Raw genomic sequence first — 14,608 nt, 5'->3', positions numbered from 1 at the left:
GCCATGGCGGCTACGGTTGTTGGAACAGGTGGGGCGACGGTCCCCGCCGACCCGCCTATGGACAAGCGCAGGCTGATCGCTTTTTTTGCGATGGTCTTCGGCATGTTCATGTCGATCCTCGACATTCAGATCGTTTCCGCCTCGCTTGCGGAAATTCAGGCCGGCCTCGGTGCAGGATCTGATGAGATTGCATGGGTTCAGACCTCGTACCTGATCGCGGAAGTCATCATGATTCCGCTTTCTGGAACCTTGGCGCGCATTCTTTCGACGCGCGTTCTGTTTGCCACCTGCGCAGCCGGTTTTACGATCTCCAGTGCGCTTTGTGCGACTGCGACAAACATTGACCAGATGATCGTCTATCGCGCGATCCAGGGGTTCATTGGCGGCGGCATGATTCCGTCAGTTTTTGCTGCGGCGTTCACGATCTTTCCGCCGTCCAAGCGCTCCGTCGTGTCGCCGATCATCGGCCTTGTTGCCACTCTAGCGCCCACCATTGGTCCGACCGTCGGCGGCTATTTGTCCAATGCTTTTTCGTGGCATTGGCTGTTCCTCGTCAACATCATCCCTGGCATTATCGTTACGATCCTGACGTGGAGCTTCATCGACTTCGACAAGCCCGAAAGTTCGCTCTGGAAGAAGTTCGACTGGTGGGGCCTCTTGTCCATGGCTGTCTTTCTCGGTTCGCTGGAATACGTCCTTGAAGAAGGCAACAACAAAGACTGGTTCAATGACGAGCACATCGTCCTCGGCACCATTGCGATGGTTGTTGGCGCTGTCGTGTTCTTCTGGCGCGCCTTCAAGGTGGAGTTTCCCGTTGTCGACATCCGAGCCTTTTCCGATCGGAATTTCTCGATCGGGTCGTTGTTCTCCTTCGTCATGGGTATCGGTCTTTATGGATTGACCTATCTCTATCCGCTCTATCTTGGGCGTGTGCGTGGCTATGACGCATTGATGATTGGCGAGACGATGTTCGTCTCTGGTCTTGCGATGTTCTTCACCGCGCCGATTGCCGGCAAGGTCTCGACCAAGCTCGACCCGAGAGTGATGATGGCGATCGGTTTTATCAGCTTCAGTGCCGGCACATGGATCATGACACATGTCACGACCGACTGGGATTTTTATGAGCTGCTGATCCCGCAGATCCTGCGTGGTTTCGGTCTGATGATGTGCATGGTGCCGATCAACAACATCGCGCTTGGAACCCTGCCGCCCGCGCGAATCAAGAACGCGTCTGGTCTCTTCAACCTCACTCGAAACCTTGGTGGCGCTGTCGGTCTTGCGGTCATTAACACGCTTCTTTCCCAGCGCACGGACGATCATTACGTCCGGCTTTCGGAACATGTGACCTATGCCAATCCGGAAGCGCTGGAATGGTTGAACAGCGTCGGTGCAAACTATGATTCCTACGGCTTGGACGGTGCCTCCGTCGCAATCAAGAAGTTGGTCGGTATGGTATCCCAGCAGGCCTGGATATTGGCTTTCTCCGATATCTTCCTGCTGCTGACCGGCCTCTTCATCAGCCTGATCCTGCTGACCGTCCTGATCCAGAAACCTAAGGCTGCGCCACCACCCGATGCAGCACACTGAATAAACAAGAAGAAGCCCCTCCCAATCCACCGCAGAGCTGGGCCGTCGCAAATGACGGCCCATTTTTATTTGCGGGGTTTGAGGTACGTACATCATTTTTCGATTTACTGTGATGACAAAGGCAGATATGCAGAGCTCCTGGAGGAGCCATGAAGCCAACTGTTCACGACATTGCTGCAAAGGCGGGCGTCAGTTTGGCCACCGTTGATCGTGTGCTGAACGTTCGTAAAGGTGTTCATGCAGCGACCCGCGCCAAGGTCGAAGCAGCGATTTCCGACCTTGGTTACGTACGCGATATGGCGGCTGCAAATCTGGCCAAGGGACGCAGCTATTCGCTGGTCTTCGTTGTTCCCGGCAACGACAACTCGTTCATGGCAACGCTTCGCGCCGAGGTTCGCGCTGCCGCATCCCGGTCGCACATCGAGCGCACCGCGATTCGTGTCATCGAGGTGCCACCGTTCGATGCGGCCGCGTTGACGCAGGCACTCGACGTGGCGCGGCAGGAAAGGCCGTCAGGCGTCGCTTTCGTCGCTATTGACTCGCACGATGTTGCCGAGGCGACGGAACGTCTGTCCGAAAGCGGTATCGCGACTGTTACACTGGTGTCGGACATTTCTGGAGCGCACCGCGATCATTACGCCGGCGTCGACAACGTCGCGGCCGGACGCACTGCTGCCAGTCTGCTCGGACGTTTTTTGTCTGGCAGGGGCGGGGAGGTTGCTGTCGTCGCCGGTTCGATGCTCGTGCGTGACCATCGTGAACGCCTGCAGGGATTTCGCGAGGTCATCGAGGCTGAATTTCCGGAGATACGTCTGTTGCCCGTTTTGGAGGGGCGCGACAATCCGGAAACCGTCGCAACTCTGGTCGGTGAAGCGCTTCAGAATACGTCGCTTTCTGGCATTTACAGTCTCGGAGCGGGTAACCGCGGACTTATCCGTGCTCTCAAAGCGAATGCCGGAGACCGTTCAGTGTCCGTCATCGCTCACGAGCTGACGGAAAACACGGCCAATGCGCTGAGGGAAGGCGTTATCGACGCGGTCCTCAATCAGGATGCCGGACATGAGGTGCGTAGCGCTATTCGTGTGTTGAAAGCGCGCGCCGATGGTCAGCAGGTGATTGCAGCGCAGGAGCGCATCCGCATAGACATCTTTCTTAGGGACAATCTGCCCTGAATTTTTAAGCCGCCGTGCGGCGGAAAATGGAGAAATACATGTATCTCGGTCTCGACCTTGGAACCTCTGGCGTCAAAGCCCTGCTGATTGACGGCGATCAGAAGATCATCGGTTCTGCGAATGGATCGCTTGATGTTTCGCGCCCACACCACGGCTGGTCGGAGCAAGACCCTGCTGCCTGGATCAAGGCGTCCGAAACAGCCGTCGCCGGGCTCAAGGCCAAGTTTCCGAAAGAGCTCGCAGCCGTCAAAGGCATCGGCCTTTCAGGACAGATGCACGGTGCGACGCTGGTCGATGACGCGGGCAAGGTTCTGCGTCCATGCATTCTCTGGAACGACACTCGTTCCTTTGCAGAGGCTGCCAAGCTTGACGCTGACCCGCGCTTTCGGAAAATCACCGGCAACATCGTGTTTCCGGGTTTTACCGCTCCAAAGCTTGTTTGGGTTGCGAACAACGAACCTGAAATCTTCGCTAAAGTCGCCAAGGTTCTGTTGCCTAAGGATTATTTGAGGCTGTGGCTGACGGGCGAATACATTTCGGAAATGTCAGATTCCGCTGGCACCTCCTGGCTCGATACCGGCGCACGCAAATGGTCGCCGGAGCTGTTGGCTGCGACTGGTCTCGATGAAAAGCAGATGCCTTCGCTGGTCGAGGGGACCGATGAGGCGGGTGTCCTGCGTGCTGACCTCGCCGCTGAATGGGGTATTTCGGGCAAAGTCGTGGTCGCCGGCGGGGCCGGTGACAATGCGGCTTCTGCCTGCGGCATGGGAACCGTTGAAGAAGGCCATGCTTTTGTGTCGCTCGGAACGTCCGGCGTTCTCTTCGCTGCAAACGCCTCTTATCTTCCGAAGCCTGAAAGCGCCGTGCATGCCTTCTGCCACGCGTTGCCGAACACATGGCACCAGATGGGCGTCATTCTCTCCGCGACTGACGCCCTCAACTGGTATTCGCGCCTGACCGGTCAGTCCGCCGCTGCACTGACGGCCGAACTGGGTGATGAGCTTCTGGCCCCGTCTGGCGTTACGTTTGCCCCCTATCTTTCGGGTGAGCGCACGCCGCACAATGATGCTGCAATCCGTGGTTCCTTCATCGGTCTTGCGCACGAAAGCGACCGCAAGGCGCTGACGCAAGCGGTCCTCGAGGGCGTCACCTTTGCAATCCGCGACAACCTCGAAGCGTTGAAATCGGCAGGTACGTCGATTTCTCGCGTGACCGCCATTGGCGGCGGGTCCCGCTCGGCCTACTGGCTTGCGTCTATTGCCACATCGCTCGGCGTGCCGGTTGATATTCCGGCCGAAGGTGACTTCGGTGCCGCCTTTGGCGCCGCGCGTCTCGGCCTGATTGCTGCAACAGGTGCCAATCCCGTTTCTGTCTGCACCCAGCCAAAGACCGACAGCACGATTGAGCCTGTAGCGGCACTCGCGGGTGCTTATGAGGAGGCCTACGCGCGTTACCGTGCGCTCTATCCTGCCATCAAATCGCTCTGAGTTGCGGACCTCCTGCTTGAGGGCAGGTCTCCAACTGTGCGGCCGGGGTGAACCCAATATCTCACCCCTTTTTACCCCATTCGGGCCTTTTGCCCGTCCCTCCCCATCCGGGGAGGGCGAATAAACCCAAGGAGGATCATTCGTGAGTACAGGTTTTTTCGGCGATATCAGCAAGATCAAATACGAGGGCCCGGACAGCACCAATCCGTTGGCTTTCCGTCACTACAATCCCGATGAGATTGTTGGTGGCAAGCGCATGGAGGACCATCTGCGCTTTGCCGTCGCCTATTGGCATTCGTTTGCCTGGGAGGGTAGCGATCCTTTCGGCGGACGTACCTTCGACCGGCCTTGGTTCGGGGACGATATGGCGAAGGCAAAGCTGAAAGCCGATGTGGCTTTCGAAATGTTCAGCCTGCTCGGCGCGCCCTATTATTGCTTCCACGACGCCGATGCGCGTCCGGAAGGAAAGAACTTTGCCGAGAGCACGAAGAACCTCAACGAAATCGTTGATTATCTTCAGAAAAAGCAGGAAGAAACCGGAGTTAAGCTCCTGTGGGGTACAGCAAACCTGTTTTCCAACCGGCGCTTTATGTCGGGTGCCTCGACCAACCCTGACCCGGATGTGTTTGCCTATTCGGCTGCGACCATCAAGACCTGCATGGATGCGACCATGAAGCTTGGTGGTGAAAACTACGTTCTCTGGGGCGGACGTGAAGGTTATGAGACGCTTCTCAATACCGACCTGAAACGTGAGTTCGACCAGATGGCGCGCATGCTGCACATGGTCGTCGAGTACAAATACAAGATTGGTTTTAAGGGTACGATCCTCGTGGAGCCGAAGCCACAGGAGCCGACCAAGCACCAGTACGATTACGACGTCGCCACCGTCTATGGCTTCCTGAAGAAGTATGGCCTTGAAAACGAGGTCAAGATGAACATCGAACAGGGCCATGCGATCCTTGCCGGCCACACATTCGAGCATGAGTTGGCACTGGCCTCGGCACTCGGCATTTTCGGTTCCATCGACATGAACCGTAACGACTACCAGTCCGGCTGGGACACCGACCAGTTCCCGAACAATGTGCCGGAAATGGCGCTTGCCTACTATCAGGTTCTGCAGGCAGGTGGCTTCACAACGGGTGGCACAAACTTCGATTCCAAGTTGCGCCGCCAATCTCTTGATCCAGCGGATCTGTTGATCGGCCATATCGGTGGCATGGATTGCTGCGCACGGGGCCTGAAGGCTGCGGCAAAGATGGTGGAAGATGGCGCCCTGTCGAAACCGCTTTCCGAGCGTTACGCCAAGTGGGATCAGCCGGAAGCACAAAAGATGCTGCGCGGCGAATACAAGCTTGAAGATATTGCTGCCAAGGTCGAACGCGAAAACATCAATCCTGAACCGAAGTCCGGTCGTCAGGAGTATCTCGAAAACGTCGTCAATCGTTACGTTTGATCTGCTAGTCCTATCGGACGATTTGAGAGGCGGGAGGATTTCCCGCCTCTTTTTCGTTTCGCCGCCAAGCACTGCCAACCCGTTGCTCGATGACACCTGCAAGCGCTTTGGGTATTTGATGAGGCAAATTTCTGAAACGTTGCAGAATTGCGTTGCTGTTGGCTGTACCTGCTTCCCAACATCGTCTAAACCACCATCAACCTTCCTTTAGGCATGACAGAGAGGGCTTGTCCTATGACCGATCCCAAGGTGCTTGCAGAACGCTTCCCCGGTGACTTCCTGTTTGGTGTCGCGACCGCATCCTTCCAGATTGAAGGCGCCACGAAGGTCGACGGTCGAAAGCCGTCAATCTGGGATGCTTTCTGCAACATGCCGGGCCGCGTCTATAACCGCGATAACGGAGACGTCGCCTGCGACCACTACAACCGGCTTGACGATGACCTTGATCTTATCAAGGCGATGGGTGTTGAAGCCTACAGGTTTTCGATTGCGTGGCCACGGATCATTCCAGATGGCTTTGGCCCGATCAATGAAAAAGGCCTGGATTTTTACGACCGGTTGGTCGACGGCTGCAAGGCGCGCGGTATCAAGACCTACGCAACGCTCTACCACTGGGATTTGCCGTTGACGTTGATGGGTGACGGTGGCTGGACGGCGCGCTCAACGGCCCATGCGTTTCACCGTTATGCCAAAACAGTGATGGCTCGCTTGGGCGATCGTCTGGATGCGGTTGCCACCTTCAATGAACCCTGGTGCGCGGTATGGCTCAGTCACCTTTATGGCATTCACGCACCGGGCGAGCGCAACATGCAAGCAGCACTCGCCGCCATGCACCATATCAATCTGGCTCATGGTCTTGGTGTCGAGGCTTCACGCCATGTCGCGCCTAAGGTTCCTGTCGGTCTGGTGCTGAACGCCCATTCCGTTATCCCCGCGTCGGACAGTCAGGCCGACCACAACGCTGCCGAGCGTGCTTTCCAGTTCCATAATGGTGCATTCTTCGATCCTGTCTTCAAGGGCGAATACCCCAAGGAAATGATGGAGGCACTTGGAGATCGCATGCCGATCGTCGAGGCGGACGACCTCTCGATCATCTCGCAGAAACTGGACTGGTGGGGTCTCAATTATTATACCCCCATGCGAGTTGCGGACGATGCGTCTGGTGATGCCGAGTTTCCTGCAACCAAAGCAGCTCCCTTTATCAGCGATGTCAAAACGGACATTGGCTGGGAGGTCTATTCGCCAGCACTTGCCTCGCTGGTGGAAGAACTTTACGCGCGGTATGAATTGCCCGATTGCTACATCACCGAAAACGGCGCGTGTTACAATATGGGCGTTGAAGACGGGGAGGTGAATGACCAGCCACGTCTCGACTATTATGCAGATCACTTGTCTGTGGTGTCCGATCTTATCAAGGGCGGTTACCCCATGCGTGGCTATTTTGCCTGGAGTCTGATGGATAATTTCGAATGGGCCGAAGGATATCGAATGCGGTTCGGCCTTGTTCACGTCGATTACGATACGCAGGTCCGGACACTGAAGAAAAGCGGCAAATGGTACAGTGCTCTCGCGTCTGAATTTCCCAAAGGCAACCATCGGAAATTGTAAGCGGACAAAATTATCAGCTTCACTGACTTTTTTTGACGGTAACCTTGTGGTGCCTGCTTGTGCAGGCGCGTCTTTGTCCTATCTCAGTCCGGCCACGACCAAACGTGGCGCCTTCGTACCGCCGGGCGAGGGTTGATCCTCCCAAGGGAATATACGGACATGCTTATCGAAAAACTCAACTGGCGTTACGCCACCAAGAAGATGGACCCCTCCAAGGCCGTTTCGGAAGACAAGGTGGAGCGTATCATTGAGGCAGCACGCCTTGCGCCAACCTCAAGCGGCCTTCAGCCCTTCGAAGTCATCGTCGTCACGGACCCGGACGTGCGCGCAAAAATTCAGGCGATTGCCTGGAACCAGGCGCAGGTCACGGACGGATCGCATCTTCTCGTTTTCGCAGCCTGGGACAATTATACGACCGACCGTATCAACCATATGTTCGATCTGGTCAATGAAGAGCGCGGTTTCAGGAACGAGGGATGGGAAGCCTATCGCCAGAAACTGCTGGCTGCCTATCCGGAACGCGACGCGGAAGTGAATTTTGAACATGCCGCCCGCCAGGCTTACATTGCCTTCGGCATGGCCGTTGCTCAGGCGGCTTTCGAAGGGGTCGATTCAACCCCGATGGAAGGTTTTGATCCTGCCGAACTCGACAAGATTCTCGGCCTTCGCGAGAAGGGACTGCGTTCCGTGACGATTTTGCCGCTTGGTTATCGTCAGCCGGACGGAGACTGGCTCGTTGATCTCAAGAAGGTTCGTCGTCCGCTCGATCAATTCGTCAGCCGCGTGTAACCAAGGCAACGCTTCCAGAAAATACGGGCACTAAAGCTCCCTCGGAAACGTTGAAGGTGCCTCCAACTCTTCCAAGGACACCTCGTTCGCACGGCCTTGGAGCTTTGCGGTAGATTTTTTCGTCCATGTGGAATAAACGAAAAATCATCCCTGTAAAAAGATGACGCATGCGGGCAAACATGCGTCATCCAAGTGCCGCTCTGCGGTATCGACAAGTGAAAGCCTGACGCAATGACCCGGAAAATCCTCTGTAATCGAATGTGCGCCGAAGTCGCATGAAGAACGCGGTACCGTCCGCGACAGGATTTTTTGAGACCCGACCCGTCAAGAGTTTTCACACCGAGAGTTTTCAATGAGTTTTGCAGTTCACGCGGCCATTCCCGCGCCCCCGGAGCAGGCGGTGTCGGACCAGATGGTCGTTTTCGAAGGTGTAACAAAGACCTTTGGCGCCACTGGCGGAAAAACCGGATTTGCCGCGCTTGCGGGAATTGACTACGTCGTTCCGAAAGGCTCGATCACCGGCATTATCGGCCGTTCGGGTGCTGGCAAGTCCACGCTGATCCGCTTGGCCAATGGGCTCGAAAAGCCATCTACCGGACGTGTGGTTGTAGACGGTGTTGATGTATCCGCACTGGATGAAGCTGGCCTGCGCACGCTTCGCCGATCTGTAGGTATGATTTTTCAACACTTTAACCTGCTTTCTTCGCGCACCGCTTTCGACAATGTGGCGCTGCCATTGGAAATCGCCGGTGTTGGCAAAAAGGAAATTGAGGCCAAGGTTACGCCGCTGCTCGAACTCGTCGGTCTGTCCGATAAGGCAAAGCGCTACCCTGCGGAATTGTCCGGCGGTCAGAAGCAGCGTGTCGGTATCGCGCGTGCGCTTGCCACATCGCCGAAACTGTTGCTCTCCGACGAGGCTACCTCCGCTCTCGACCCGGAAACAACTCAATCCATCCTGGAGCTGCTGAAGCGCATCAATGCCGAACTTGGCCTGACTGTTCTTCTTATTACCCATGAGATGGAAGTGGTTAAGACCATTGCCTCTCAAGTCGCTGTTATCGACAAGGGTTTGATTGTCGAGCAGGGTCGCACTTTCGATATCTTCACCGCACCGAAGCACGAGACGACGCGTAGCCTGTTGTCGTCTTCGGTTGGCGTGAAACTGCCGCACTGGGTCACGTCAGGACTGAAGCCGCAACCGGCGGCTGGAGACCGGGTGCTGGTGCGTCTGGTGTTTTTTGGGGAAACGGCGTTTCAGCCGCTGACCGCCCGTCTCGTCAGCGAAATCGGCCCCGACGTCAATATTCTCGCTGGAACGATAGAGGAGATTTCCGGAGAACCCTTCGGGTCGCTCGTTGTGTCTTATCCAGCCTCACCTGAAGTGGCTGCACGCGCCAGCGCCTTTTATGCAGAAACCGGACTTCACACGGAGGTGCTCGGTTATGTCGCCTGAAATGCTTTTCAACCTTCTGTCCAAGGGGCTCCTGCAGACGCTGCACATGGTTGCCGTCGCAGGCATCGTCGGCTCGATCCTCGGTGTTCCGCTCGGTGTCTTCCTTGCCACCAGTGGCAAGGGCGAACTTTTTGCTGCGCCGATGTCAAACCGCATTCTCGGCCTGATCGTCAACGCGGCCCGTTCCACCCCCTTCATCATTCTCGTGGTTGCGATTATTCCATTCACCCGGCTCGTGGCCGGTACGTCAATAGGTACCAATGCGGCAATCGTGCCGTTGACGGTTGCAACCGTGCCATTCATCGCGCGTCTTGTCGAAGCGGCCATTCGCGAAGTTGACAAGGGGCTTATTGAAGCTGCCCGTGCCATGGGTGCGACCCCATTGCAGATTGTCACGAAGGTTTTGCTTGCCGAGGCAAAGCCCGGCATCACCCTGGCGCTGACCCTGACGCTTGTTAGCCTGATCGGTTATTCCGCCATGGTCGGTGCGGTCGGTGGCGGTGGGCTCGGCGACCTCGGCATTCGCTATGGCTATCAGCGTTTTATGCCGGACGTGATGCTGGTGGTCGTTCTGGTCCTGATCGTGCTCGTGCAGCTTGTCCAGAGCGCCGGCGACGCACTTGCCCGCAGCTTCGATAAACGCAACCGGAAATCCTGATTTCATTCATTAACTTATAACGACAAAACCCAAGGAGACACCCAATGAAAAAACTCATTATCGCGGCTTCGCTCGCAGCCTTGTTTTCGGCGGGCTCCGCGCTTGCTGAAACCATCAAGATCGGTGTGACACCGGCTGAACACGCCCAGATCATGGAGCAGGTGAAGACGATCGCTGCAAAGAAGGGTCTGGATCTCGATATCATCGAGTTCTCCGACTACGTGGTTCCAAACCAGGCCTTGGCCGATGGAGAGCTTCAGGCGAACTCTTTCCAGCACCAGCCTTATCTCGACAACCAGATCGCTGATCGCAAGTTCGATCTCATCAGCGTCGGTACCACGATCACCACACCAATGGGCGTGTATTCGAAGAAGGTGAAAAGCCTTGATGAACTCAAGGACGGTGCAACGATCGGTATTCCGAACGACCCAACCAATGGCGGTCGTGCACTTCTGGTTCTGGCCTCCAAGGGCGTGCTCAAGGTCAACCCAGACGTCGGTCTGAAGGTGACCCCTGCCGACATCACCGAGAACCCGAAGAACATCCAGATCATCGAATTGGACGCCGCACAGCTTCCCCGTTCGCTGGATGATACGGATGCCTCGGTGATCAACACGAACTATGCCACGGCAGCAGGCCTCAACCCGAAGAAGGACTCGATCGCGATCGAGAGCGAAAAGTCGCCTTATGCGAACATCATCGCAATCAACGCCAAGGACAAGGATGCGCCATGGGTAAAGACCCTGGTTGAATCTTACCAGAGCCCGGAAGTGAAGGCTTTCATCCTTGAAAAGTACAACGGTACGGTCATTCCGTCCTGGTAATAACTGATCCGGTATTCGCCGGACGACACCTGCGAAGAACGAAAACCTCCCTCGCGATGCGGGGGAGGTTTTTCTTTGCGCTGATCGGGACGGGTATGCGCTGAAACTACCGTTTTGTACCTGTGTTTTTTTAGGTCGCCTTCGTCGCGCGGTTTAACCGGTTTTGAATGTTTCCTTCGCAAGATGATGCTTTCGAAGGGGAAATTATGCGGATTGTACCGCGGGGGATAGTCAGACACTTGCGCATTGGCCGACGGGCAGCCGTTGGAGCCGTGTTGTTTGCGTTCGCCCTGGTTCTTTTCGTCGTGACCGCCCTTGTGTTGTCTGCTGTCGGCCAGATCAAGGATCAGGCGAATGCGCTGGATAATCTGCGCCTGAAAGAGACGACATCAGGCGCATTGATGACGCTTCGCAATCAACTTGACGCAACATTGACAGATTATGCCGTGCGCAATGACGCCGCCGAGTTTGTCTATGCCCCTGACAGGTTCGATTGGTTGGCAAGCAATTACGGCAAGGCGAGTGGTCCGGGGAAACTGTTCGATACGGCCATCGTGCTCGATCAGGATGGCCGTGTGCGTATGGCCTATCACGATGGCATGCCGATTTCCTGGCCGGAAGAAAGTTATCTGCCGGGAGGCTGGGGAAAGATGCTCGCCCAGGTGCAGGAAATGCGTCCCGGTCACTGGTCTCAGATGTCCGGGTTCGTCAAGACCGACCATGGTATCGCGGCTGCCGGCGTTGCGCTGATCCGGAACAAATCCGGTGAGTTGCCCTCAGCCGAAAATGAGCGACGGTATCTTCTTCTTGCCCGCCATTTTACAAAGCCGCTGGTCGACAGGCTGGCTCGGACCTACGTCGTCGATGGCCTGCAGCTTGAGCCGACCAATGTCGAAGGCGCCAACGCTGTCGATATCGTCAATCCGAAAGGCGAAGTCGTGGCCAAGATGGGCTGGCGTTCACGATTGCCGGGTGATGTCAGTTTCCACGGTGCGCGACCTATAATCTTCACCGCACTTGGCGTCGTAGGCACCTTTTTTATTGTTCTGCTCATCGTTGGTTCGGCGACACTTGACCGTCTGAAGGCCGATGAGGCGGCGGCGCGCGATGAGGCACTCCGTGATCGACTGAGCGGGTTGACGAACCGAAACGGCCTGTTTCTCAAACTCGCCCGCATGGTCCGCTCTGCTCGTCATCACAGGACGGATGTGCTGCTTCTTTATCTCGATCTCGATGGCTTCAAGGAAATCAACGATTCCTATGGTCATGCTGCCGGTGATCGTCTTATCAAGGGCGTCGCAGCAGCCTTTGAGGTTCTCGTCCCGGAGCACGCCGTCCTGGCGCGATTGGGCGGGGACGAATTTGCCATTGCAATTCAGGGCGGCGACGTGCGCGAGGACGGGCGCAAGCTCTGCCGTTCCATACTCGAGCTTTTTACCGAGCCGTTCAGCATCGGCGAGCGAGTAGCGAGCATTGGCTGCAGCATTGGCATTTCAATTTCGACCGCCGGTGAGATCGACGGCGAGGAACTTGTGCGTCGCGCCGATATGGCCATGTATCAGGCAAAAGAGGGCGGACGCGGTCGCTATGTGGCCTATGACGAGAAAATGGACGCGCTGCGGGAAGAAAAGCTGCAGCTCGAAGCCGATCTCAGACGAGCGATTGGTAACGGGGAAATTTCTCTGGTCTACCAACCTGTCGTTAACGCCGCGACCCGGACGATCACGAGTGTCGAGGCGTTGGCACGTTGGAACCGTCCAGGCGTCGGGCCTGTCGCACCCGATATCTTTATCGCAGCCGCCGAGACAAGTGGTCTGATCGACAGGCTTGGTCTTTTTGTTTTGCAACGTGCCTGCGAGGCTGCGCAGCAGTGGCCATCGATAAGGCTGTCGGTCAATATATCGCCTGTGCAGTTCCGGAATCCGGCCTTCGCAGGGTATGTCGCTGACATATTGAAGCACACCGGCACGACGCCCGATCGGTTGCGGCTGGAATTGACGGAAGGCTATTTCATCCAGCATCCAGAACGGGCGAACGTGGCGATCGACAAGCTGAAACAGCTTGGTATCAGTATCGCACTCGACGATTTCGGAGCTGGATTTGCCAGCGTCGGCTATCTTCGTCGTTTCGGCTTCAATCGTATGAAGATAGATCGTTCGCTTGTCATGGCGTTGGAGCAGGGTGGCCGGTCACTCGACATGTTGCAGGCAACCGTTGCATTGGCACGCTCCCTCGACATTCCCGTTACGGCTGAAGGCGTTGAAACAGAAGAACAGGCCGCTATCCTGCATCTGTGCGGTTGTGACGAACTGCAAGGCTATCTGTTTTCGCGGCCCGTTAGCGGTGAAAGAATCCGCGAACTGCTCGATGCACAGGATGCACCGGTGGCCGACATACGCCTGAAGGCCTAATTGCTTAAACGCGTATGATCGGGCTTGCAGACACGATCTGTCTCATCCGTGACGACGGCCTGCCTTACATGAGGCCGGAACGATGCTGACGTTCCAGTCTTTCTCAGCGGCCCAGGTGCTTTTCGCCACGCTTCTTTGCGAGATCAATCTGTTGCTGGCGGTCGCGGAACCGCTGGCGGTCATCGTCCGTCCTGTCATCATAACAACTCGGGCAGGATACACCTTCCTCGAACAGTGGTGACTGGCGCACTTCAGGGGTGATCGGATTACGGCACGCATGGCAGAGCTTGTGATCGCCTTCTGCAAGGCCGTGCACGACCGAGACGCGCTCGTCGAAGACGAAGCAGGCGCCTTCCCACAAGCTTTCCTCCTCGGGCACTTCTTCCAAGTACTTAAGAATGCCGCCCTTGAGGTGGTACACCTCTTCGAAGCCTTGCTCTTTCATGAAGGCGGTTGCCTTCTCGCAACGAATGCCGCCTGTACAGTACATGGCGATCTTTGGCTTGTTGTGCAGGCCGGGGTTGTTCTTTACCCAGTCTGGAAACTCACGAAACGTTTTTGTCTGTGGGTCGACAGCGCCTTTGAAAACGCCGATGGCTGTTTCATAGTCGTTGCGCGTGTCGATCAAGATTGTATCTGGGTCGGAGATAAGGGCGTTCCAGTCCTGCGGAGCGACATACGTGCCAACAATTTGGTTGGGATCGATGTCCGGCACGCCCATCGTGACGATCTCTTTTTTGAGCTTCACCTTCATGCGCACGAAGGGCATCTTGGATGCACGGCTTTCCTTGTGTTCAAGCGCGCGAAACTCCGGCTGGGCGCGCAGGAACGACAAGATGGCATGGATGCCTGCATCGGGCCCGGCGATCGTGCCGTTGATACCTTCCGCAGCCAGAAGCAACGTTCCTTTCACGCCGTTTTCCTGGCAAAGCCGGAAAAGCGGATCGCGCACGCTTTCGAACCGCGGGAAGCGGGCAAAATGATAAAGCGCAGCCACGAGAAAATCGCCAATGGCTCCCGGTGCGGCTTCCGGGCGAGAAGGAACAATGGTGTTGGTCATGGGCGCTGAAATACAGCGATGACGCCCGCAAAGCAATCCAAATCCACCTTTTAGACGGCATTTGGCGGATTTTGAAATTCGTCAAATTTCCTGGACTGCAGGCGTT

The 14,608-nt window shown here is 56.3% G+C and carries 11 protein-coding genes; 10 read left to right on the top strand and 1 reads right to left on the bottom strand.

Annotated elements, in window-relative coordinates; genetic code table 11:
- Positions 1 to 3: 3 nt before the first annotated feature.
- The 10 genes from HWX89_RS05655 to HWX89_RS05610 all read left to right on the top strand — a co-directional run bounded on the left by HWX89_RS05655 (position 4) and on the right by HWX89_RS05610 (position 13,442).
- Positions 4 to 1,587, top strand: coding sequence for a DHA2 family efflux MFS transporter permease subunit (locus tag HWX89_RS05655; protein WP_138793409.1), 1,584 nt, complete (start codon positions 4 to 6; stop codon positions 1,585 to 1,587).
- Positions 1,588 to 1,736: 149 nt separating this feature from the next.
- The gene (locus tag HWX89_RS05650) at positions 1,737 to 2,759 is read left to right on the top strand and encodes a LacI family DNA-binding transcriptional regulator (RefSeq protein ID WP_138793408.1); all 1,023 of its coding nucleotides are present in this window, start codon (positions 1,737 to 1,739) and stop codon (positions 2,757 to 2,759) included.
- A 38-nt stretch (positions 2,760 to 2,797) separates the two neighbouring features.
- A complete protein-coding gene (gene xylB / locus HWX89_RS05645) occupies positions 2,798 to 4,246 on the top strand; it encodes a xylulokinase (protein WP_138793407.1) in 1,449 nt (482 codons plus the stop codon).
- A gap of 142 nt (positions 4,247 to 4,388) precedes the next feature.
- Positions 4,389 to 5,699, top strand: coding sequence for a xylose isomerase (gene xylA, locus HWX89_RS05640; protein ID WP_138793406.1), 1,311 nt, complete (start codon positions 4,389 to 4,391; stop codon positions 5,697 to 5,699).
- Between the two features lie 234 nt (positions 5,700 to 5,933).
- A complete protein-coding gene (locus HWX89_RS05635) occupies positions 5,934 to 7,307 on the top strand; it encodes a GH1 family beta-glucosidase (protein ID WP_138793405.1) in 1,374 nt (457 codons plus the stop codon).
- Between the two features lie 159 nt (positions 7,308 to 7,466).
- Positions 7,467 to 8,096: an NAD(P)H-dependent oxidoreductase gene (locus HWX89_RS05630; RefSeq protein WP_138793404.1), complete on the top strand. Its 630-nt coding sequence runs from the start codon at positions 7,467 to 7,469 to the stop codon at positions 8,094 to 8,096.
- A 376-nt stretch (positions 8,097 to 8,472) separates the two neighbouring features.
- Positions 8,473 to 9,549 (top strand): methionine ABC transporter ATP-binding protein, encoded by a 1,077-nt coding sequence (locus HWX89_RS05625; RefSeq protein WP_400968047.1) that lies wholly within the window; start codon positions 8,473 to 8,475, stop codon positions 9,547 to 9,549.
- Entirely contained in the window at positions 9,539 to 10,207 is a 669-nt protein-coding gene (locus HWX89_RS05620; RefSeq protein WP_138793403.1) for a methionine ABC transporter permease, read from the top strand. Before HWX89_RS05625 ends, HWX89_RS05620 begins: the two co-directional genes overlap by 11 nt.
- 44 nt (positions 10,208 to 10,251) lie before the next feature.
- Entirely contained in the window at positions 10,252 to 11,031 is a 780-nt protein-coding gene (locus tag HWX89_RS05615; protein ID WP_138793402.1) for a MetQ/NlpA family ABC transporter substrate-binding protein, read from the top strand.
- Between the two features lie 167 nt (positions 11,032 to 11,198).
- On the top strand, positions 11,199 to 13,442 hold the full coding sequence (locus HWX89_RS05610; RefSeq protein ID WP_138793401.1) for a bifunctional diguanylate cyclase/phosphodiesterase: 2,244 nt from the start codon (positions 11,199 to 11,201) through the stop codon (positions 13,440 to 13,442).
- Between the two features lie 103 nt (positions 13,443 to 13,545).
- Here HWX89_RS05610 and trhO read toward each other — a convergent pair whose 3' ends face one another.
- Positions 13,546 to 14,502: an oxygen-dependent tRNA uridine(34) hydroxylase TrhO gene (gene trhO / locus HWX89_RS05605; protein WP_138793400.1), complete on the bottom strand. Its 957-nt coding sequence runs from the start codon at positions 14,500 to 14,502 to the stop codon at positions 13,546 to 13,548.
- Positions 14,503 to 14,608: the final 106 nt, after the last annotated feature.

The sequence above is a fragment of the Rhizobium sp. RM genome (genome assembly GCF_013390595.1).
Taxonomy (GTDB): domain Bacteria; phylum Pseudomonadota; class Alphaproteobacteria; order Rhizobiales; family Rhizobiaceae; genus Agrobacterium.
Note: the sequence above shows the minus strand (reverse complement) of the source record. Positions and strands in the feature narration are given on the sequence as shown.

Coding starts and splice junctions, on each gene's coding strand:
- HWX89_RS05655 (WP_138793409.1), top strand. CDS start 4: ATGGCGGCTACGGTTGTTGGAACAGGTGGGGCGACGGTCCCCGCCGAC.
- HWX89_RS05650 (WP_138793408.1), top strand. CDS start 1,737: ATGAAGCCAACTGTTCACGACATTGCTGCAAAGGCGGGCGTCAGTTTG.
- xylB (WP_138793407.1), top strand. CDS start 2,798: ATGTATCTCGGTCTCGACCTTGGAACCTCTGGCGTCAAAGCCCTGCTG.
- HWX89_RS05635 (WP_138793405.1), top strand. CDS start 5,934: ATGACCGATCCCAAGGTGCTTGCAGAACGCTTCCCCGGTGACTTCCTG.
- HWX89_RS05630 (WP_138793404.1), top strand. CDS start 7,467: ATGCTTATCGAAAAACTCAACTGGCGTTACGCCACCAAGAAGATGGAC.
- HWX89_RS05620 (WP_138793403.1), top strand. CDS start 9,539: ATGTCGCCTGAAATGCTTTTCAACCTTCTGTCCAAGGGGCTCCTGCAG.
- HWX89_RS05615 (WP_138793402.1), top strand. CDS start 10,252: ATGAAAAAACTCATTATCGCGGCTTCGCTCGCAGCCTTGTTTTCGGCG.
- HWX89_RS05610 (WP_138793401.1), top strand. CDS start 11,199: ATGTTTCCTTCGCAAGATGATGCTTTCGAAGGGGAAATTATGCGGATT.
- trhO (WP_138793400.1), bottom strand. CDS start 14,502: ATGACCAACACCATTGTTCCTTCTCGCCCGGAAGCCGCACCGGGAGCC.